At 65.5% G+C, this 19,446-nt stretch carries 16 protein-coding genes; 6 read left to right on the top strand and 10 right to left on the bottom strand.

The features are described 5' to 3' along the window. Positions 1–122: 122 nt before the first annotated feature. Entirely contained in the window at positions 123–1,307 is a 1,185-nt protein-coding gene (locus tag SACMADRAFT_RS17670; protein ID WP_009155197.1) for a CaiB/BaiF CoA transferase family protein, read from the top strand. Next, on the top strand, positions 1,304–2,092 hold the full coding sequence (locus SACMADRAFT_RS17665) for a citryl-CoA lyase (protein WP_009155196.1): 789 nt from the start codon (positions 1,304–1,306) through the stop codon (positions 2,090–2,092). Before SACMADRAFT_RS17670 ends, SACMADRAFT_RS17665 begins: the two co-directional genes overlap by 4 nt. A gap of 7 nt (positions 2,093–2,099) precedes the next feature. On the opposite strand, the gene SACMADRAFT_RS17660 is transcribed toward SACMADRAFT_RS17665, so the two are convergent. The 4 genes from SACMADRAFT_RS17660 to SACMADRAFT_RS28605 all read right to left on the bottom strand — a co-directional run bounded on the left by SACMADRAFT_RS17660 (position 2,100) and on the right by SACMADRAFT_RS28605 (position 6,606). After that, positions 2,100–2,978 (bottom strand): esterase/lipase family protein, encoded by an 879-nt coding sequence (locus tag SACMADRAFT_RS17660; protein WP_050998389.1) that lies wholly within the window; start codon positions 2,976–2,978, stop codon positions 2,100–2,102. Positions 2,979–3,083: 105 nt separating this feature from the next. Then, positions 3,084–3,575, bottom strand: coding sequence for a beta-class carbonic anhydrase (locus tag SACMADRAFT_RS17655; RefSeq protein ID WP_009155194.1), 492 nt, complete (start codon positions 3,573–3,575; stop codon positions 3,084–3,086). Between the two features lie 87 nt (positions 3,576–3,662). Then, positions 3,663–6,017 carry an arylsulfatase gene (locus SACMADRAFT_RS17650; protein ID WP_009155193.1) on the bottom strand — a complete coding sequence of 785 codons (2,355 nt, stop codon included), beginning with the start codon at positions 6,015–6,017 and terminating at the stop codon, positions 3,663–3,665. A 121-nt stretch (positions 6,018–6,138) separates the two neighbouring features. After that, a complete protein-coding gene (locus SACMADRAFT_RS28605) occupies positions 6,139–6,606 on the bottom strand; it encodes a glycosyltransferase (RefSeq protein WP_157617266.1) in 468 nt (155 codons plus the stop codon). A 1,000-nt stretch (positions 6,607–7,606) separates the two neighbouring features. Between SACMADRAFT_RS28605 and SACMADRAFT_RS17640 the strand changes: the two genes are divergently transcribed. Further along, positions 7,607–8,608 (top strand): GDP-mannose 4,6-dehydratase, encoded by a 1,002-nt coding sequence (locus tag SACMADRAFT_RS17640; protein ID WP_009155191.1) that lies wholly within the window; start codon positions 7,607–7,609, stop codon positions 8,606–8,608. Between the two features lie 66 nt (positions 8,609–8,674). Here the strand turns inward: SACMADRAFT_RS17640 and SACMADRAFT_RS17635 are convergent, their stop codons facing one another. Together SACMADRAFT_RS17635 and SACMADRAFT_RS17630 are read right to left on the bottom strand one after the other, a co-directional pair. After that, positions 8,675–9,739, bottom strand: a complete 1,065-nt coding sequence (locus tag SACMADRAFT_RS17635) for a glycosyltransferase family 4 protein (protein ID WP_009155190.1) — start codon at positions 9,737–9,739, stop codon at positions 8,675–8,677. Between the two features lie 49 nt (positions 9,740–9,788). Further along, entirely contained in the window at positions 9,789–10,787 is a 999-nt protein-coding gene (locus tag SACMADRAFT_RS17630) for a CgeB family protein (protein ID WP_009155189.1), read from the bottom strand. A 609-nt stretch (positions 10,788–11,396) separates the two neighbouring features. Between SACMADRAFT_RS17630 and SACMADRAFT_RS17625 the strand changes: the two genes are divergently transcribed. The 3 genes from SACMADRAFT_RS17625 to SACMADRAFT_RS17615 all read left to right on the top strand — a co-directional run bounded on the left by SACMADRAFT_RS17625 (position 11,397) and on the right by SACMADRAFT_RS17615 (position 15,293). After that, positions 11,397–12,725 (top strand): oligosaccharide flippase family protein, encoded by a 1,329-nt coding sequence (locus SACMADRAFT_RS17625; RefSeq protein ID WP_198285868.1) that lies wholly within the window; start codon positions 11,397–11,399, stop codon positions 12,723–12,725. A 118-nt stretch (positions 12,726–12,843) separates the two neighbouring features. After that, positions 12,844–13,605: an FkbM family methyltransferase gene (locus SACMADRAFT_RS17620; protein WP_157617265.1), complete on the top strand. Its 762-nt coding sequence runs from the start codon at positions 12,844–12,846 to the stop codon at positions 13,603–13,605. Positions 13,606–13,832: 227 nt separating this feature from the next. After that, positions 13,833–15,293 carry a hypothetical protein gene (locus tag SACMADRAFT_RS17615; RefSeq protein ID WP_040925751.1) on the top strand — a complete coding sequence of 487 codons (1,461 nt, stop codon included), beginning with the start codon at positions 13,833–13,835 and terminating at the stop codon, positions 15,291–15,293. Between the two features lie 309 nt (positions 15,294–15,602). On the opposite strand, the gene SACMADRAFT_RS29205 is transcribed toward SACMADRAFT_RS17615, so the two are convergent. From SACMADRAFT_RS29205 to asnB, 4 genes are all read right to left on the bottom strand, one after another. After that, positions 15,603–16,382, bottom strand: coding sequence for a class I SAM-dependent methyltransferase (locus SACMADRAFT_RS29205; protein WP_009155185.1), 780 nt, complete (start codon positions 16,380–16,382; stop codon positions 15,603–15,605). A 218-nt stretch (positions 16,383–16,600) separates the two neighbouring features. Continuing rightward, positions 16,601–16,729, bottom strand: coding sequence for a hypothetical protein (locus SACMADRAFT_RS31200; RefSeq protein ID WP_269726569.1), 129 nt, complete (start codon positions 16,727–16,729; stop codon positions 16,601–16,603). Between the two features lie 157 nt (positions 16,730–16,886). After that, on the bottom strand, positions 16,887–17,636 hold the full coding sequence (locus SACMADRAFT_RS17610; protein WP_009155184.1) for a class I SAM-dependent methyltransferase: 750 nt from the start codon (positions 17,634–17,636) through the stop codon (positions 16,887–16,889). Further along, a complete protein-coding gene (gene asnB, locus SACMADRAFT_RS17605) occupies positions 17,633–19,420 on the bottom strand; it encodes an asparagine synthase (glutamine-hydrolyzing) (protein WP_009155183.1) in 1,788 nt (595 codons plus the stop codon). The genes SACMADRAFT_RS17610 and asnB overlap by 4 nt, the downstream gene beginning before the upstream one ends. Positions 19,421–19,446 lie beyond the last annotated feature (26 nt).

Below are 19,446 nucleotides of genomic sequence, written 5' to 3'. Positions count from 1 at the left end.
GCAACCCCCACGGTTTGACACACCCTCACCTCGCCGCGCACCATGATGCGGACAGAGGTCCGGCATACGGACATGCGTTGGACCAGTCGGAATCAGTCGACAGCGAGAGGCTCAGCTTTCAGATGACCGCCACACCCGGTGCGCCAAGCCCGCTACAAGGACTGCTGATCGCCGACTTCTCCCGGGTGCTCGCCGGGCCCTACGCCACCATGCTGCTCGGTGACCTCGGCGCGGAGGTGATCAAGGTGGAGTCGCCGGGCGGTGACGACACCCGCACCTGGGTGCCTCCGGAGCGCGACGGCGTCTCGACCTACTACCTCGGCATCAACCGCAACAAGCGCTCGATCGCGCTCGACTTCACCGACGAGGGCGACCTCGCCATGGCTCGGCGACTCGCGGCCCGCGCCGACATCGTGATCGAGAACTTCAAGCCTGGCGGGCTGGCCCGCTTCGGGCTGGACTACGACACCGTCAGCGCCGACAACCCCGGGGTGATCTACGCGTCCATCAGCGGCTTCGGCACCGCGGGTGGAGCGTCGCTGCCCGGCTACGACCTGCTCGTGCAGGCCGCGTCGGGCCTGATGAGCCTCACCGGCGACCCCGAAGGGCCGCCCTACCGCGCCGGGATCTCGGTGTTCGACGTGATGACGGGCATGCACGCCGCCATCGGCATCCTCACCGCGCTGCACCACCGCGCCGCCACCGGCGCGGGCCAGCACGTCGAGGTCAACCTGCTGTCCTCGGCGCTTTCCGGACTGGTGAACCACACCTCCGCCTACGTGGCGGGCGGTGTGGTTCCACACCGGATGGGCAACGCGCACCCCAGCCTGTTCCCGTACGAGCCGTTGCCCACCGCGGACAAGGACCTCATCGTCATCGCGGGCAACAACGGGCAGTTCCGCAGGCTGTGCGCCGAACTCGGACTGGACGGGCTGCCCGAGGACGCGCGGTTCGCCACCAACGAGGACCGTACCCGTAACCGTGATGAGCTTCGCCCGTTGCTGGTGGAGAAGCTGCGGCAGCGCGGCGCCGACGAGTGGTTCAAGCGGCTGTCGGCCGCTGGTGTGCCGTGCGGGCCCATCAACCATGTCGACGGCGGCGTCGCCCTCGCGCGGGAGCTGGGGCTCGATCCGGTGGTCGAGGTGGGCGACGGTGAGCGTGCCGTGCCGGTGATCCGCAACCCCATCACGTTCAGTGCTCTGGCGACCAGACACCAGCTCGCGCCGCCCGCGCTGGACGAACACGGCGACGAGATCCGTGCCTGGCTGAGTGAGCCGGTCGCGGGCGAGGAGGAGACAGACAGATGAGCACACCGGACGCGGGCTATCCCACCTCGCTGGGCACTTCCGACGCCGACACGATCACCCTGCTTGGCCACGACCTCGCGGGCGAGTTGATGGGCAAGGTCGGCTTCGGTGAGCTGGCGTTCTGGCTCGTCGCGGGGCGTAGGCCGGGGCCGGGCGAGGTGCGGGTGTTCGAGACGGTGCTGGTGGCACTGGCCGACCACGGCTTCACCCCCACAGCCATCGCAGCCAGGTTGACGCTGCTGTCGGCGCCGGAGTCGATCCAGGGTGCGCTCGCGGCAGGCCTGCTCGGCGGCGGCTCGCGGTTCCTCGGCGTCACCGAGGACACCGGCAAGTTCCTCGCCGAGGTACTGCAGCAGGCGGGCGAGCCGCTGCCCGACACCGACGCCGGATGGGACGACCTCGCGCGGCAGGCGGTGCGGCAGCGCAGGCAGGATCGTCAGCTCGTTCCAGGGCTGGGGCACCCGGTGCACAAGCGGGCCGACCCCCGCACGCCGGTCATCATGAGCATCGCGAGGCAGGAGGGCTGCTACGGCCCGCACCTGGCACTGTTCGAGGCCGTCGGCCGCGTGGCTCCCGACATCCTCGGCAGGGACCTGCCGCTCAACGGGGCCGGTGTTTGCGGTGCCGCGCTGGCCGACCTGGGTCTGCCGGTGGAACTGCTGCGCGGCTTCGCCCTGCTGGCCCGCGCGGCAGGGCTGCTCGGTCAACTGGCCGAGGAACGGCGCAACCCGATAGCGAACGACATCTACCTCGCCGTGGACCGCAACGCCCGCTACGAACCCTGATCGCCGCTCAGCACGAGGGCTGCACCGCGTTCTCCGGGTCCAGCGCGTTCAGCGTCAGTCGCATCGCCGCCTCGTTGTAGGAGATGCCGACGTGCTCGGTGAAGTCGGCCGGGCAGAAGTCCTGCAGCAGCAGGTTTTCCACGTTCGGCGCCTGCTCGAGGAACGAGGACGTGTAAGGCGTCACCACCTCGTCGTAGCGGGTGGCGATCACCGTGTAGTCGACGGCCGGGTCGGTTTCGCCGCCGGAGTTCAGTTCGGTGACGAAGTCCGAGCCCGCGACCTGCTGCCTGCACGCGGCGCAGAAGAGGTCCACCAGGTCCGGCGGGAACAGTGCCAGCAGGTTCGCCAGTCCGAACAGCGTGGTTCCGTGGTTGGAAGGGGTGAGCGCCACCAGGTTGTCCACTCGCGAGGAGCCATTGAGGTGCTTGAGGTAGTACCTCGGCATCATCCCGCCCTGCGAGTGCCCGACCAGATCGACCCGCTGCGCTCCGGTTGCCACCAGCACCTCGGAGACGAACGCGGCCAGTTCCTGGGCCGAGGTGGCGATGTCGCCGGTGCCCTGGATGGGGTTACCTGCCGCGCCCCCGTAGTTGAGCGCGAACACGCAGTACCCCTGCGCGGCCAGCAGCGGTGACAGCGCGGCCCAGTTGTCGTAGCGGTTCTCGAACGTGCCGTGCACCAGCACCACCGGGTTGGGGTGCTGCCGGCTCGGTTCGCACGAGAAGTCGTTGGCACCCGCCGGGATCGCGTCCGGATGCGCCAGTGAGTAGGCCAGCGCCGCGGCGAAGTGGCGTTGCGGCGGCCCGGTCTCCTCAGCCGCCGCCGGTGCGGTGGTCGGGACCAGTGCAGCGAAGGTGGCAAGCAGCAGCGCCGGCAGTCTCCGCATCCAGTAGCCCCAATCCTCGGCGAGCGTGCGTATGAGGCTGGCCCGGACCCGGAAGGTGATCAATACTCCATGCGGGTGGGTCGGTGTCGCAGAACGTCACCGCGGCTACGTGCTCACCTCGCTGAGCCTTCCGGTCGCCACGTCGAACACGAAGCCCCGCACGGACTCCTTCCTCGGGATGAAGGGACTTTTGTTGATGCGGGCCATCGACTGGCGCACGTCGGTCTCCACGTCGTCGAACGCCTCGGCGGCCCACGGCGGTTTGATGCCGACCTCGTCCTGGATCGACCGCTTGAACTCGTCGTCGGTGAAGGTCAGCATGCCGCAGTCGGTGTGGTGGATGAGGATGATCTCCTCGGTGCCCAGCAGCCGCTGGCTGATGGCCAGCGATCGGATCTCGTCCTCGGTGACGACCCCGCCTGCGTTGCGGATCACGTGGGCCTCGCCCTCGGCGAGCCCGAGCGCGCCGTAGACGTTGAGGCGGGCGTCCATGCACGCCACGATCGCGACGCGCTTGCTAGGCGGCAGCGGAAGCGGACCGGAGAACGTCCGCGCGTATTCGGCGTTGTTGGCGAGCAGTTCGTCGGTGACGGACATCGCAGGGACCTCCCTGTGCGGCGGGTTGCAGCACACCCAACCCAACACGCGGGTGCCATCCCGGCAACCCGGTCCAGATGGCGGGAGTCAGTCGCGCATGAGGTAGGCCAGCACCTCTTTCTCCCGGTCCACGAAGCGCTCACCGGAGACGTCCACGGCCACGGCTTCGATACGCCCGCCGGTGAAGGCGAACGGCGGCCGGTAGTCGGGGGAGACCGGGGAGCCGCTGTCGCGGCCGACGCTGAGCCCCTCGCTGAGCGAGAACGGGCCCGGCTGGGTCCTCAGTTCGATACCGCCGACACGGTCGGTGTCGAGGTACAGCGTGAGGGTGCCCAGCGCGCTGCCGGTGGGGTCGCCGCCGCTGCGTTCGAACGCGGCGGTGAACAGGTGCCTGCCGGTGCCGAACTCGGTATCCGAGGACACCCGCTGGATGTCCTCGCCCAGCCAGTTGTAGACGAAGTGGAACCGCCGCTCGCGCAGGAACAGCGCCAGCCCACCGCCGACGCCGCCGAACGCCAGCAGCACACCCTCGGCGTCGGGCGTGTCGACCACCACCCCGGCGGCGATCCCGAACGAGCGACGGATGATGTCGACGGCGGAGGCCTGCGGCACCTCCGAGGTGTCCGGGTAGTAGACGTAGCGATCCCGGGGCGCGGATGGCTGCGGGCGAGGGGACAGCCCGATCTCCAGTGCCGTTCGATCGTCCAGCGGCAGTCCCTTGTAGAGCCCGGCCTGGTAGAACCACAGCCCCTTCAACCGCTCCAGCACGTCAGGGTGCTCGGCGGCGAGGTCGCGGGTCTGCGTGCGATCGGACGGTAGGTGGTACAGCTCCCAGGCGTCGTGGTCGAACCTGCCCCAGCCCGACATCGGCGGGTGCAACGTGTTGGCCAGCCAGCCGTCGTGGTACACCGCCCGCATGCCCAGCATCGAGTAGAACTGGGTGGTGCGGCCGGGTGCGGTGGGGTCGGTGATGGTGTCGGCGAAGCTGCGGCCCTCGATCGGTGCCTGCGGGAATCCCTTCAGCACTTCCGGCGCCTTCACACCGGTGAGTTCGTACAGCGTCGGCACGATGTCGATGGCGTGGATGTACTGCTCGCGCACCCTGCCGCGGGCGGAGATGCCGCGCGGCCACGAGATGACGCAGGTGTCGCAGACCCCGCCCTCGTAGCCGGAGAACCGCTTCCAGTACGGAAACGGCGTGTCGAACGCCCACGCCCAGCCGGTGTTGTAGTGGTTGTAGGTCGTCGGGCCGCCGAGGCCGTCGATGCGTTTGAGGTTGTCCTCCATGGTGTCGGGGACACCGTTGAGGAACTTGTCCTCGTTCACCGAGCCGTTCGGGCCGCCCTCGGCGCTCGCGCCGTTGTCCGACACCGCGACGATGATCGTGTTGTCCAGTTGTCCGGACTCTGCCAGGTAGTCCAGCACCCGGCCGAGCTGGTGGTCGGTGTAGGAGACGTAGCCCGCGTACACCTCCGCCATGCGGGCGAACAGCCGTTTCTCGTCGTCGCGCAGCGAGTCCCACGGCCGCACGAAATCCATCAGCGGCCAGCGTTGCCCGTCCGGTCCGGTGACGTCGGGTTCGCCGTGCGGGTTGATGGGGGAGAGTTCCACGTCGTCGGGCAGCAGCCCGAGTTCCTTCTGCCTGGCGAGGATCGCGGGCCGGATCGCCTCGTAGCCCTCGTCGAAGCGGCCCCGATACTTGTCGGCCCAGTCCTTGAAGACGTGGTGCGGGGCGTGGCTGCACCCGGGAGCGAAGTAGGTGAACCAGGGCTTTTCGGGGGCGACCATCTTGGAGTCGCGGATGAAGCGGATGCACTTGTCGGCGAGGTCCTTGGACAGGTGGTAGCCGTCCTCGGGCTGCGCGGGCTGGTCGACCTGGTGGTTGTCCTCGACCAGGCTCGGATACCACTGGTTGGTCTCCGCGCCGAGGAACCCGTAGAAGCGTTCGAACCCCCGTCCCAGTGGCCAGCGCGCCTTCCAGGAGGAAGCGTCCATCTCGTCGCCCGGGGTGAGGTGCCACTTGCCGAGCGCGTAGGTGTTCCAGCCGCGTTCGCCGAGCACTTCGGCGATGGTGCCGTTCTCGAACGGCAGCCGGGCGGAGGAGCCGGGAAACCCGGCGGACGCCTCCACGATGCAAGCCATGTCGTTGCTGGTGGCGTTGCGACCGGTGAGCAGGCACGCCCGGGTGGGTGAGCACAGCGCCGTGGTGTGGAAGTTGGAGTACCGGATGCCCGCGTCGGCGATCCTGCGCATGGTTGGCGTCTCGATCGGGCCGCCGTTGACGTCCATCGCGCCGTAGCCGACGTCGTCCCACACGACCATCAGCACATTCGGCGCGTCCGCGGGCGCCTGTGGCTGCAGGAACGGCTTCCAGTCCGGGACGGAGTCGCGGATGTCGACCTCGACCCTGCCCCGAAACCCCTCGCCAACGGGGTCGCCCATGATGCCTCCCTGCCGCCCGCGCGGCCGCTCGCGCTGCCTGCCCACCCGGGTGCCCGCGAGAGACACCCCTGCCATCCCGGCCGACCGCGGTTTCACCCCATCGGGTCAGGACTGTGCGTGACTAGCTCAGCCAGCGCCGAAAGTAGGCATCGGGGTCGAACGGTGCCGGGTCGGGCGCTGGTGGCGGCTCGGAGAGGGCACACTCCAAAGCCGACGCGATCGCGTCAGGAGTGGCTTCCTGGTAGGGAACGAGGGCGTTGCCTGCCACTTCCTTCGTCTGAACCGACCCCGGCGCTACGACAGGCTGCCCGTTGGCTCTTGCTTCAGCGAGGGGGTAGCCGAAGGACTCCAACTCGGCGGGGTAATAGATGACCTGTGCCATGGCCAGCAGCGGGTCCAGTTGCCTGGCCGACAGGTGTCCCACTGGAGTGAGCGAGCACGAGGCGGGCAGACCGAGGGCGGCCAACTCCTGCTGGGTCGCGGTGATCCGCAGGTCCAGCCGCCGCTTCGATGACGAGTAGAGTTGTTCCGCGGCCTGCGTCAGCACGGTGAGATGGTGCCGCATCCGCTTGTAAGGGGCGGGGAGCATAGGGCACACGATCAGGCCTTCGGTGATCGAGTTCCGATCCCGAGGCGAAACAGGGTGTGGGACGACCGAGATTCGGTTGGCAAGTTCGGGAAGATGATGCGACACGCGCTCGGCCATCGCGGAGGTCGGTACGACGACGACGTCGGCGCGCTTGGCGGTCACACGGATTACCGAGGACTGGGCCCGGACTCGCCTGGCTATGCGAGCGGGCAGCTCAGGTCGCTCACCCGGAAAAGGGAAGTGTAGGGCATTTCGCAGGAGCAACCACCGTTCGCTGGAACCGGTGACGTAGCCGACATTGTTGAGCGCTATGACCCTGTGGAAGCGACCCCGTAACGTCTGTAGTTCTCGCCTCGCGAGGTGTCGTGCTGTCACAGGTGCACGCAGGCCGAGGAGTCGAACGGCCTCTTGGGGATTCTTGCGCCGCCACCGTCTGAGCTCCTCGATGAATCTGGCGGCGCCACCGCCGCGACCTCCTGCGCAGTCGACAAGCACAGCAGGCGTACCTTGCTCACCCATCTTCAATACACCCACATGTTCTCCGAAGGCTGAAGAGAATCTTGGTAGAGACGCGTCGGTATGGCCCGGATGCCGAGCACGCCCATCGGTGTTTCACCTGTCCGATGCACTTGTCGCCGTGCGAGAACGCGGTGGCCTGGATAGGTTGTCACAGGAAGGGTAGCGGTACGGATACGGCCGTCGCAGCGTGACTGGCCGACAACACCTTCCGTGCCACTCGAACGGTTCCACCCACGACACACAGCACGGTGCTGCTCCCTCCACAGCCGAGGGTAGTTCTTGCTCGGGTTCTTCGGTGTGACGAAACGAGTTCCGATGTCGGCTGTGGACAGAACATCATCGGCGACAACCGTCGGTGAACACCTCAACCACGGACCACGGACGAGTTGTCCGCGGTGTCCGAACGGGCCACTGCTCATTCGCGCCGTGCGACGAGGGGGAATCGCCCGGCGAACAATCCTGCAATCAACTGGAGGGTCTGTTGACCAAGCGAGCGCTCATCACTGGAATCACCGGCCAGGACGGCAACTATCTGGCGGAGTATCTGTTGGATCAGGGGTACGAGGTCCATGGTCTTGTGCGGGGACAGGCGAATCCCAAGGTGGCGCAGCTTCGCCGATCTCACGGCGACGTGAAGATCGTCCAGGGGGACTTGTTGGATCAGGGCAGTCTCATCAGTGCTGTGCAGCAGGTCCAGCCGGACGAGGTGTACAACCTCGGAGCCATCTCCTATGTACCGCTTTCGTGGCAACAAGCCGAGATCACCGCGGAAGTGACCGGAATGGGTGTGCTGCGCATGTTGGAGGCTATCAGGGTCGTCTCCGGCGCCAGTAGCTCGCGAACCACACCCTCCAGCCAGATCAGGTTCTACCAGGCTTCATCGTCTGAGATGTTCGGCTTGGTGACCGAGGCCACGCAGAACGAGCACACCCCATTCCACCCGCGCAGCCCATATGGTGTCGCCAAGGCTTACGGGCATTTCATCACCCAGAACTACCGCGAATCCTACGGAATGTTCGCAGTGTCGGGGATACTGTTCAATCACGAGTCGCCGCGCAGGGGAAGTGAGTTCGTCACCCGTAAGGTTTCGCGCGCGGTCGCCAGGATCAAACTGGGCCTCCAGAACGAGCTGCGCCTAGGCAACATGGAGGCTCGACGGGACTGGGGCTATGCCGGTGACTACGTCCGCGCGATGCACATGATGCTTCAGCAGGACACCCCCGAGGACTATGTCGTGGGCACCGGACACACACACTCGGTCCAGGAACTGGTCGAGGTCGCTTTTCGCGCGGTCGGCCTGGAATGCGGTGATTACGTGGTCTCGGATCCGGAGTTCCGCCGACCTGCGGATGTAAACCTGCTCTGCGCCGATCCCAAGAAGGCGCGGGACAAGCTTGGCTGGGAACCAGCGATGTCGTTCGAGGAGCTTGTCACCAGGATGGTGGAGTCCGATCTCGCCCTGTTCTCCGAGTCGGGGAGGTAGCCAGTGGTGAGAGCGGCGAGGAATCCTCGCCGCTCTCACCAACGTCGAACGTGGCATCTTCTCGATTCAGGTGGCGAGCGCGTGGCCGAGCACCGTCTCGGCCGTGTAGCGCGCATAGGCCTTCGGCTCGTACCGAGCACGGGTCAGCCGGGCCGCCTGCCGCCCCATCTCCGTTCGCTGTTCGTCGTCGGAGAGCATCGTCGAGAGTGCCTGGGCAAGCGCCTCCGGTGTTTCATCGACGGGTGCTATTCCGGTGAGCCCGTGCTGGAAGGTGTCACCACTTCCACCGTATGCGGGCGCGACTACGGGTGTCCCGGCGAGTTGGGCCTCCAACAGCACGAATCCGAATCCCTCGCCACTGTGTCGACGACCGGTACGTGTCCGCGTCGCCAACACGAACAGATCCGCCCTGGCAAGCTCGTCGGCGAGGTGATCGTCGGTGATGTCGGCGAGGATTGTGCACCACGGTCGACGCGACACCTCCTCGGCCAGGTCGTCGGGAACTGGGCCGCGGCCGCATACCTTGAGGTGGATCCGCTGGTCTTCGAGCTGTTCGACAGCGGCGAACAGCGTGTCGAGGCCCTTACCACGCCAGCTGGACAGCCGAAACGTCGTGATCAGAGTCAGCCCGGCCCCTGGAGCCTTCGGCCGTTCGGCGGCTGCGACGAGGCTCTCGTACCAGTCCTGGGTTATCCCCGGTTGTAGGACGCTGGCACGGGAGGTCGCCACCAGTGCGCCCGCACTGAAATTGCTGATGGTGACGACCCGGAGGCCGTGCCGGCTGACCGTGCGCCTACCACGGAGCCGCTTACGGGACCAGATCTCGGCCCCGTAGACCAGCACCGTGCCGCCGGTGAAGGCCCGGCAGCGCGAAGCCAAACTCACCAACGGCAGCAGGTTGACGTGGCCGACCACCAGCCATATCGGCCGTTGACTGTGCACCACGGTCGCCAGCACGCGGGCAGCGAAGCGGGCTCTGGTACGTATCGATGGAGTCTCCCCCGGATTGAGCAGGTCGATCCGGTGATACCGCACACCGGTTTCGGCGAAGCTGGCTTCGACTGTTGCCAGATAACGTTCGATTCCGCCGCCGAGACCGCGCGAAGGTGCGAGCAACAGCACGTCGAACATCACAAGTCACCAGCCGCGGTGTGGCAGGTACGAAATCCGGTGCAGCATGTCATGCCAGCTTCTCCAGGATCGTGTTGAGCCTGAGCTCGTAGGTGTGTTCGGCGTGCGCTCGCTTGCTTGCGGCGTCGCCCAACTGTCGGCCGACTTCTGGATCGGCAAGCAGGTCACGGGCACGCGACACGAGATCGTCGAAAGTCCGGAAGGCCGCGACTTCACGTTCGACGTCGAACAGCTCGGACAGTGCCGGCCGCTGCTCGCACAGCACGGCCGCCCCTGCACCTGTGGCTTGGAAGAGCCGCCCGTTGACCCCCTCCATCTCCGCGGGATGCAGGTTGTTGAGCACGGCCGCTGCCCGGCGGAACAGTCGTGACTTGTTCTCTCGAAGCACCACGGTGCGGGTGTGTAGCTCGTCGGGGATTATGCCTCTCGCCCACCTGGGGAAGTCGGGTCCGTAGATGCGTATCGGTACACCGGCTTCGTGAAGTCGTTTGAGCAGCACCAACCGGCTGGGGTACAGGTTTCCCGCGACGACCACGACGGGGTCGGCCGGACCGTCGTCGATCGGGCGGTGCCAGTCGGGATTGCATGCTTCCGGCAGGTACCACACTGGTAGTCCCAGCGTGTCACGAAGCCGCCTGACCAGGAGCGGGTCTTTGAAGAACCATGCGGTGTACGGAGCCAGCAGGACTCGCTGCCGGTCGAGATTGGCGACGTGGTCGGGAAACCAGAACGCGGTGGGAATACGCTGGTCGGCCAGCACCTCGACAGCCGAGGGGGAAAGGTTCCCGATCGTATTGATCACGGCGTCGCACTCGAGTGCGAGCGCTTTCCTCGCGATCGGAACGTGGAAGCGCTCCTCCAGCCGAGGAAAGCCCCTCATGGCCAGATCGCCGACCCGGGCACCGACGAGGCCGCCACGAGCGAGTCTTCCTGAACCGAGCATGCTTGCTCGGTGGCCCATCTTTTCGAGCGTGTCTCGAATGTTGTCGCCGAACTTGTCCGGTGCCGACTCTCCGATGATGCCGATGTGCAAGGGTCGTAGCTCCATTCCATCCAAGGTCTTCGAAAGAGCCCCTAAAAGTGGGAACTCTCGTTTTGCTCAGGATTGGCGCGTCGACTTCTGCATGTGCCGCCCTCCTGGTGTCGTGGAATGTCTCGTTCCGAGAGACCGTGGTTCTGGTGATCACGGCACGACCGGACTCGTAGCGGAACGGACTCGACGCAGGTGCGCACCTGGCTTGTCCGCCTCCATGCGCACTACGTCGGTCAGTGTCGCACGGTGAAACCGAAGCTGATCCGACCAATCACGGGTGCCACCGCATCGTGCGTAGGGCTTCGCTGATTCGATCGACTTGGCGAATGGAGAATCATCGTGCGAGCCCGGCACCGGGCGAACCGGCACTAGATCTGGTGACCGACTACTTCGGACGCCTTCGCGCAGCGCCCATCACGGTAATGGCGGTGATCTTAGACATGCCGGCGCGTATTTGATGCCGCGCCAAATGTTCGTCTGACTGGGTGATTGTGCCACTCGGACAGGGCGCGTCTCCTTATGCGTCACCGGTGTGGACGTCGCCGCGGGAGTACTCTTCATGCCGGTAGCGGGTGAGATCCGACGACGCGTCGTGGAGCTGGATTCGGTGAAATGAAGAGCCGCATGGCATTGCGCGTCCACCAACTGTGGCGCAAGCGGGAGTTACCCGGCGCGGCCGGTGTCGTGCGCAACATGTTGGGCACCGCGTTGGTCAACATGATTCTTGCCGCGTTCGCCGCCGCCACCGGGGTCGTCATCGCCCGTGCGCTCGGCCCCACCGGCCGCGGAGAGTACGCCGCGATCTTCACGTGGTTCAGTGTCGTCCTCGCGGTCGGCCAACTCGGGCAGACAGCGGCGACGACCTACTTCGTGGCCAGACACCCGAAGCGGGCGCCCGACTACCTCGCGACCTCTCGAAATCTGATGGTCGCCTCTGGCGTGGCGACACTGTTGCTGGGCATCTTTGTCGCGCCTCTGCTCGCTTCCGGCAACGAGGTGGTCACCTGGGGGTACCGATTGATGTTCCTGACCTGTCTCGCCTGCTTCGTCGGTGCCAGTTACACATTCAGCCTTCAGGCCACGAACCTCAAGGCATGGAACATGGTGCGGGTTGCTCAGCCTGTGGCATACCTGTCGATGATCGTGGGCCTGCACGTAGTGGTGGGTCTGAGTCTCATGACTGTGCTCGCGGTGCTTTCCTTCACGATGGTGGCCCAGACAGGGCTCGCTTACCTGCTCTGCAGGCGTGAGGGGCTGACTGGGGGAACGGCGAGGAGAACTCTCACCAAACCGTTGACCCGGTACGGCGTAAGTCAGCTCATGGCCTCGACACCAACTGTGGTTACCACACGTCTGGATCAACTGGTGCTGTCGATAGTCGTGCCTGCCGCACAGCTGGGCCGCTACGCTGTGGCGGCTTCGCTGAGTGTTCTGGCAGCTCCCTTGGTCGCGGCGATCGGGCATGTCGCCTTCCCGAGGATCGCGTCGAGGTCGAACCCGGACAGCAGCGCCCGACTGCGCAGGGACGCCCTATTGGCGAGCACCACGATCGGCGCCGTAGCGATGATTCTGATTACCTCGACGGCTTCCTGGGTGGTGCCGACCGTGTTCGGGCCGCAGTTCAGCGAGGCCGTTCCGCTGGTGTGGTTGATGGCGCCTGGCGGTGTGTTCCTGGGCTGTGGGCGAGTGTCGGCCGACCTGTTGCGTGGACACGGCAAGCCCGGTTCCGTGGCTTGTGCGCAGGGGATCGCCGCGGTCGCCACTGTCTCGACCCTGGTGGCGCTGCTTCCGATCATCGGCATCGCGGGTGCTGCCGTCGCTTGGAGCACCGGTACGGGCATCGCGTTCGTGCTGATGTTGTTCGCCTTGCGTCGGGTATCGCGCGCGCGACGACATACCCTCGCCATCGCCGCAGACGCCGACCCAACGCCCGTCGCTCGCGAACCGAGCTGACGACCATCCAGGAGTCCGGAGAGGATTGATGTCTCGATTACGCAAAGCCGCGGCAGCGACGGTGGACACCTGTTGCACGATGTTCGGTCGTCGGCCGGTGATTCGAGCGGCGAGGTTCGTGCTGAACCGCGCACGCCTCGACCACTCCAACCACGCGGCCAGCAATGGCGAGTACGCGCTACAGAAGTGGCTGCTGTCCTCGGAGGTACCGTCCGCGAGCCCGATCACTGTTCTTGATGTCGGTGCGAATGTCGGCAAGTGGTCCAATGCATTGTTGGAAAATGCCGCCCGCCTCTGCCACGGGACCAACGTCGATCTGCACGCGTTCGAACCGTCTTCGTATACATACGAGATACTCACTCGCAATCTTCCGTCGCACGTCCGGGTCAACCAGTTGGCGCTGTCCAGCGCACCGGGAAAGGCGACGTTGCACGTGATCCATCCCGGGGCAGGCACCAATTCGCTGCACCGGGAGTCGATCGGCGCCGAGGACCTCTCCGGCGAAGAGGTCGTCGAGATGGCGACGATCGATGACTACCTGCGTGAGCACGACATAGCTAAGGTACGGCTGCTCAAGATAGACACCGAGGGCAACGATCTCGCGGTGCTGGAGGGCGCGGCGCGGTCGTTACAAGACGGGGCCGTCGACGTGGTCCAGTTCGAGTACAACCACCGCTGGATAGCGAGTCGCCGGTTTCTCAAGGACGCCTTCGACTTGCTGACGCCACTCGGCTACCGGATCGGAAAGCTGACGAGGCACGGGGTGGAAGGTTATCCGGGATGGCATCCGGAACTGGAGACCTTCATCGAAGGCAACTATGTTGCCGCTCGCCCGGACGTATTGCAGCAACTGCCGCGAATCGACTGGTGGAAGCTGTGATCGCCCGGGGCTGCGGAGGAACGGAGAAGCCTGTCGGCCGCGACAGTGGTCGAAACCGCCCGGCACGGCAGCGTTGAGGAACTCTCAACCGCCGCAACAACGATCGCCGACACTGAGAGACCGACATGACCTCTGGTGCCGAAACGAAGGATGCGGGAACGCCTAGGCTCGGGACGGAGCGAGATTCGTTCCTCGCTGACGGGGCGACGCGGCTGCCCTCGACGAAGGTGCTTTCGACGATCTTGCTGGTGGCCGCAGGGGCCCTGCCGATGCTGTTGGACGGGTTGTTCGCCTTCGGCGTGTCAACGCGAATGACGCTGGGTATGGTGTCGGTTATCGCACTCGCCTGCGCGGCGCTGCGGCTTACACTGGTCCTGCCGTTGAATCGCCGGGGTATCGCACGTTGGCGGCTGGGGCCCTGGTACGCGGTGTGGGTGATGCTCACCTTCGGGATAAGTACGGTGACGTGGTGGCTGCCGCTCGCCGGTTCCGTCACCGTCGTCTCGCTGAGCAGCGTGGTAGACGCGCTGAGACTCGCCAGTGTCGGCATAGTTCTGTGGGCGGTCGGTTATCTGGTGGGCTTGCCTCGCGTCGGCTACGCGTCGGCTCGCCGCGTTGTGGGTGTACTGCTCCACGGGACCGAGCCGGCACTGCGGGGCCATGGAGCGGTATGGGCCCTTTTCGCCATCGGGTCGGTCGCAAGAATCACCAGCGTGATCGCCAGCGACCGGCTCGGCTATGTGGGAGACGCCAGCCAGTTGGTGTCGGACTCGACCGCCCACAGGCAGATCTTGGCTGTGCTTTCCACACTGACCGTTTTCGCTGTGATGGTCGCTGCCTACCGGGCATTCACGACCGCAAGCAAGGGCGACTACGCGATACTGCTGATCCTCGCCCTTGTCGAGGTGTTCTTCGGCGCGCTCGCGGGTGGAAAGCAGTCGTTCGTGGTTACCGCACTCGCTATTTTGATCCCGTACGGTGCCGTGCGCGGCAAAGTCCTGTTGAGGGTGCTTCTGATCGGAACCCTGTTGTTCGTCTGGGTCGTGCTGCCCTTTAACAACGCGTACCGGGAGGTCGTTCGTACGGATTCGGGACGGCTGGCGCCGAGTGAAGCGGCGGAGCGGGCGCCGAATGTTCTCGGGGATGTTCTGCGAACCGGCGAGGTGCTGCCGGTCATAACCGACTCGACAACGACACTGCTGGGGCGGATCCGCGAGACCGGGAACGTCGCTATCATCCTGCAGAAGACTCCCGAATACGTTCCGTACCACAGTCCGACGGAATTTCTTTACGCTCCCTTTGTCGGGGCTGTTCCCCGGTTGATCTGGCCGGACAAACCCATATTTGCCAGCGGCTACGAGTTCTACCAGGAGTACTTCAGTACGTCGCGCGACAACTATTCTGCCGCCGCGGTTACACCGCTCGGCGATCTGTATCGGCACGGCGGATGGATTCCCGTGGTGATAGGAATGTTCCTTTTCGGTGCGATTTTCCGACTTTTCGACACGTTGTTTCGGCCGGAAAACGATCCACGTGCGATGTTCTTCATGTTGGTATTCCTACCCGTCCTGGTCAAAGGTGAGATGGGTGTGTACCAGATACTGGTCAGTGCCGCTTCCATGATCGTAACCGCGGTTGTGGGAGTGCAGATCGCTTCCACGCGTAAGAAGATCGGATCTCAGACCTGATCTGCCTTCCGATCAGCAGCACGAAACACGTCCACGAAGTGACCGGCCTTCGGCTGTCACCGCGCCGACGTTGGAGGAGGTGCTCGGCCTCACCGTCGCGAGGTATCCGTGATCGGCGACGGTTGGTCCGGGCGTCACCCGCATCTGCCCGAGCACGGTGGGACACGACGCATCCCGCGAGCACGGTCGGACAGGCTCTACGCCGCGGGATTCGGCGTGGCCGCTGACACTGCCTACACCGTTTACCCAGGTCGCGGGCCCAAGAGTGCGGGGAAGGACGGAACTGGTCCAGCCGCGGAAGAAGGCCTGTCAGCTCGAGTTGGAGGATGTGGAGCCCCCGTCGAGATCGCGGACCAGATCGCGGGCAACTCCCGCACTACTCTTATGCGCTACGAAGGTCAAATTCTGAGTTACGACATGACCTCGGAGTTGTCCGGTTTCTGCGGTAAGTGCCAACTTGAATAATCCGCTGATGACCTTCCATGCGGCGAGGCGTGCGCAACTCTTCAACCCATGGGCAGGAGGAGGGCACGGGAATGTCTCGATGGAATCGAACCCCGAGACCGCGGCCAGTTGGGCGACGTTGCGTCGAGTGAACCACGTCTCATGGGTGATGTCACCGTACATGACGTGCCCACCGACGGGGCTCACAGCATTTGGCACACGGGCCAGAAAGATACCGCCAGGCGTCAAAGACTTATGGACGCGATCGAAAGTGTCCAGAACTGCTTGTTTTTGGAGGTGTTCCAGAATGTCGTTGGCGACAACGACGTCCCAGGTTGATTCGCTGTTTTCCAAGAATTCTTGAAGGTCCGCCAGGAAGATTTGTGTGATTCCCTCGGCGCGTGCGAGGTCGACTTGTTCTTCACTGATATCCACCCCCCACGCGTCAAGGCCGTCCTCGCGCATCAGTTTAACCAATGTTCCTTGGCCACATCCGATGTCGAGGACGCGCATGCGATGGGTTTCTGTGGGGAGTCTGGGTTTTATGTCTCGCTTGTAGATCAGCTGGCAGGCAGTGTGGTCGTTGAGGCCCGAATGGGTCGACATGTAGAACCTGTAGCAGCGTTGCGTCAGCGTGGAGGACATGAGTGATATGGTATCTGTGTTATTGGGAAATTCGTATGCGTGAAAGGGCGCCCATTTGGGTACAAGCTGGCGTGGGTGGCGTTGTGGCGATGCTTGATTCGACAGGCTTCCGCAAATACGCCGACATCGTGTCAAACGCTTTGTTTCGGTGAGTCCGCGCCGGCAGATGACGCCGGTGGCGCGGGCTCCCGACATCCGTGTACCGGCGATCGCGTCGATCAACGGGAGGAGTTGGGTGATTTGGTCGCCACCGATGAGGTGCTGCTGGCCAGCCCGGCATCGCCACCGTCGGTCAGCAACACCTCCGGCAATCTGGCGAACATCCCGCTTGCTGCCGGTACCGTCACCGCCGCCAGCTCCTGGTACCCGAGCCGACTCCCAATTCCTGCGGCAGACCCTCCCTCCCGACGGTGGTGTGGAGTAGGATCAACCTTCTTGCGACATCTGCCGGTCTGGCGTGGCTTCAGCGGGATGTCAAGACCAACGAGCGACCGCGCGTATCGGTCAGGTGATGGACTTCCATCCCTCGACCAACAGGAACCAGCCCGCGCGGTCGCCGAGCAGTTGCGAGATGCCTGGTGCCACCCTGCGGTCCCAGTGGGTCAGCACGGGACGCACCCGAAGATCTGCCAGCAGGTCGCCGACCGTTTGGTGGATCTCCTTCGCGGTGAAGGCCTGGGTGCCCGGGCTCTCGATGTGCGACACGGCCTCACGTAGCGACATCGCGGGCCGCGCTCGCAGCAGGCCGAAGCGGACCCACGCCGCCAGCGCGAGCCAGGATCGGCGGTGATACACCATCACCGCGTACCGGCCGCCCGGGCGAAGGACACGGGCCGCTTCCCGCAATGCGGTGCGCGAACGTGGCGTGTGGTGCAGTACTCCCCAGGACCAGACGATGTCGAACGACGCGTCCGGAAACGGCAGTGCCTCGGCGTCGGCCACCCGTACCTCACCGGAAAGGCCCGCAGACCGAAGCCGCTGACCGGTGAACTCGACAGCACGTTCGGTGAGGTCGACACCGGTCACTCTCGCGCCTGCCTTCGCCCAGCTGAGCAGGTCCGCGCCCATACCGACACCGATTTCGAGCACGTCGCGGCCCCGGCCCGAAGGGAAGTTCGCGAACGTCGGCACCTCGGGCTCGAGCTGGTACCGGATGCGTTCCTGGTCGTCGCCGTAGCGTTCACCGCAGGCATCCGCCTCCCAGAACTCCGCGACGGCACGCTTCAGTCGTTCCGCCTGCACGCTGTCGGTCACGCGATCCTCCGGGTATCGGACAGGGTGTGGACGATTTCGGCGGCACGGGCGAAGTAGTCGCCCTGCCGGTGGCCTCTGGAACCGGCTGTCCGGTCGGATCGCCTCACCCGGTCGATAGGTGCGGCGAACCCGCGCTTCGGCCGGTCGGCGATCAGCGGGGGCAGCGCCTTGCGAGCGAGCGCGCGGGCGGGCGCCTTGCCACCGTCGGCGGCGAGCGCCTTGTCGGGAAGGGTGAGGCTCCAGCGCACGAGTTCCAGGTCGAGCCAGGGAACCCGAACCTCCACCCCGTACTCCATGCCGGCTCTGTCCACGTAGGCGAGTCCGAGTCCGGGCAGATAGACGTTGAGGTCGAGCGCGAGTGCGCGCCGCAACGCGGACAGCCCCTGCGGCAATGCGTCGTAGATCTCGCGATGACTGCTCCACACGACCTCGTCGGCGACCTCCGCCGACGAGCAGCCCAGCACCCTGGCCCTGTCGTCGGCGTCGGAGTAGGTGCACAGGTGCAGGTACCGCTCGAAGAAATCCTTGCCGGAGGCAGCACGCACGAGCCGAGTCGCGTACTCGTTCCTCGGACTGCCGGCCCGCAGCATCCTCGTCACCGGGCGCAGCGTGCTCAGCACTCCGGCGAACGCATCCTCCAGCAGCCATGCCACCCGGTGCCTGCGATACCCGCCGAGGAGTTCGTCGCCCCCCTGACCGGACCACAGCACCTTGCACCCATCCCGCCGTGCCCGCGCGGCGATCAGCCGGGTGAGCTCGTACGCGGGGTCGGCGAACAGGTCACCGCTCGGCGGAGCCGGAATTTGCCCACCGGCCACCCCCTCGATGAAAGTGGTCGGTGAACCCAACTCGTTACGCAGCGCTCGAACCGCTTCGGCGTCCTCGTCGAGCCGCTCTCCGTCGGCGTCGCGCGACCATTCGATCGTATAGGCTCCGTCCAGCCGATCGTGAGCCTGCCACCACAGCAGGCTGCTGTCGATCCCACCGGATGCCATCAGCCCCACAGGGACGTCCCCGAGTAACTGCCGCGCGCACGCCGCGTCCAGTTGCTGTTCCAGCTCCGACATGGCTGTCGGCACGTCCAGGCTCTTGGCGTCGGGCTCCGGATACAGCGGGGCCGTGTAGCGCCTGCTCACCGGTCCGCGGCCGGGCCGCCAGCGCATGACGTGGCCCGGCCGCACGGAGCGCACGCGCGAGAACGGTGTTCTGGGATCGGGAATCCAGAGAAAGGTGAGGAACTGCGCGAGCGCCACCACGTCGGGCGCTCCGAGGTCGGCGCCCAGCTCACCGATCGCCCGTGGTTCGGAGGCGAACCACAACTCGGTTCGCTCGGCGATGTGGTAGAGCGGCTTGACCCCGACCGGGTCGCGGGCCAACCACACCGTGCCGGTGGCCGTGTCGACGACCGCGACGGCGAAGATCCCGTTGAGCCGCCGCAGGCACTCCTCGCCTTCGTCCTCCCACAGATGGACGATCACCTCACCGTCCATGCGGCCGCGTATCCGGTGGCCTCTGGTCTGGCACAGCCGCCGTAACTCGGCGTGGTTGTAGATCTCGCCGTTGAAGGCGACCAGGAACCGACCATGCTCGTCGGACATCGGTTGCTGCCCACGCTCGGACAGGTCCACAATGGCCAGCCGGTCGTGACCGAGTACACCGGTTGCCCGATTCGCGTCCCAACCGACCGATCGCCCGCCGTCGGGGCCACGGTGGGCGAGCACCTGCGCGCTGCCGGGCAGGTCTCGCCGGTCTCCGGTGTGGGCGACCCCGGCTATTCCACACACGCGTGGCTCCTCCTTCCGCCTTGCGG

Source organism: Saccharomonospora marina XMU15, from assembly GCF_000244955.1.
GTDB lineage: Bacteria > Actinomycetota > Actinomycetes > Mycobacteriales > Pseudonocardiaceae > Saccharomonospora_A > Saccharomonospora_A marina.
Note: the sequence above shows the minus strand (reverse complement) of the source record. Positions and strands in the feature narration are given on the sequence as shown.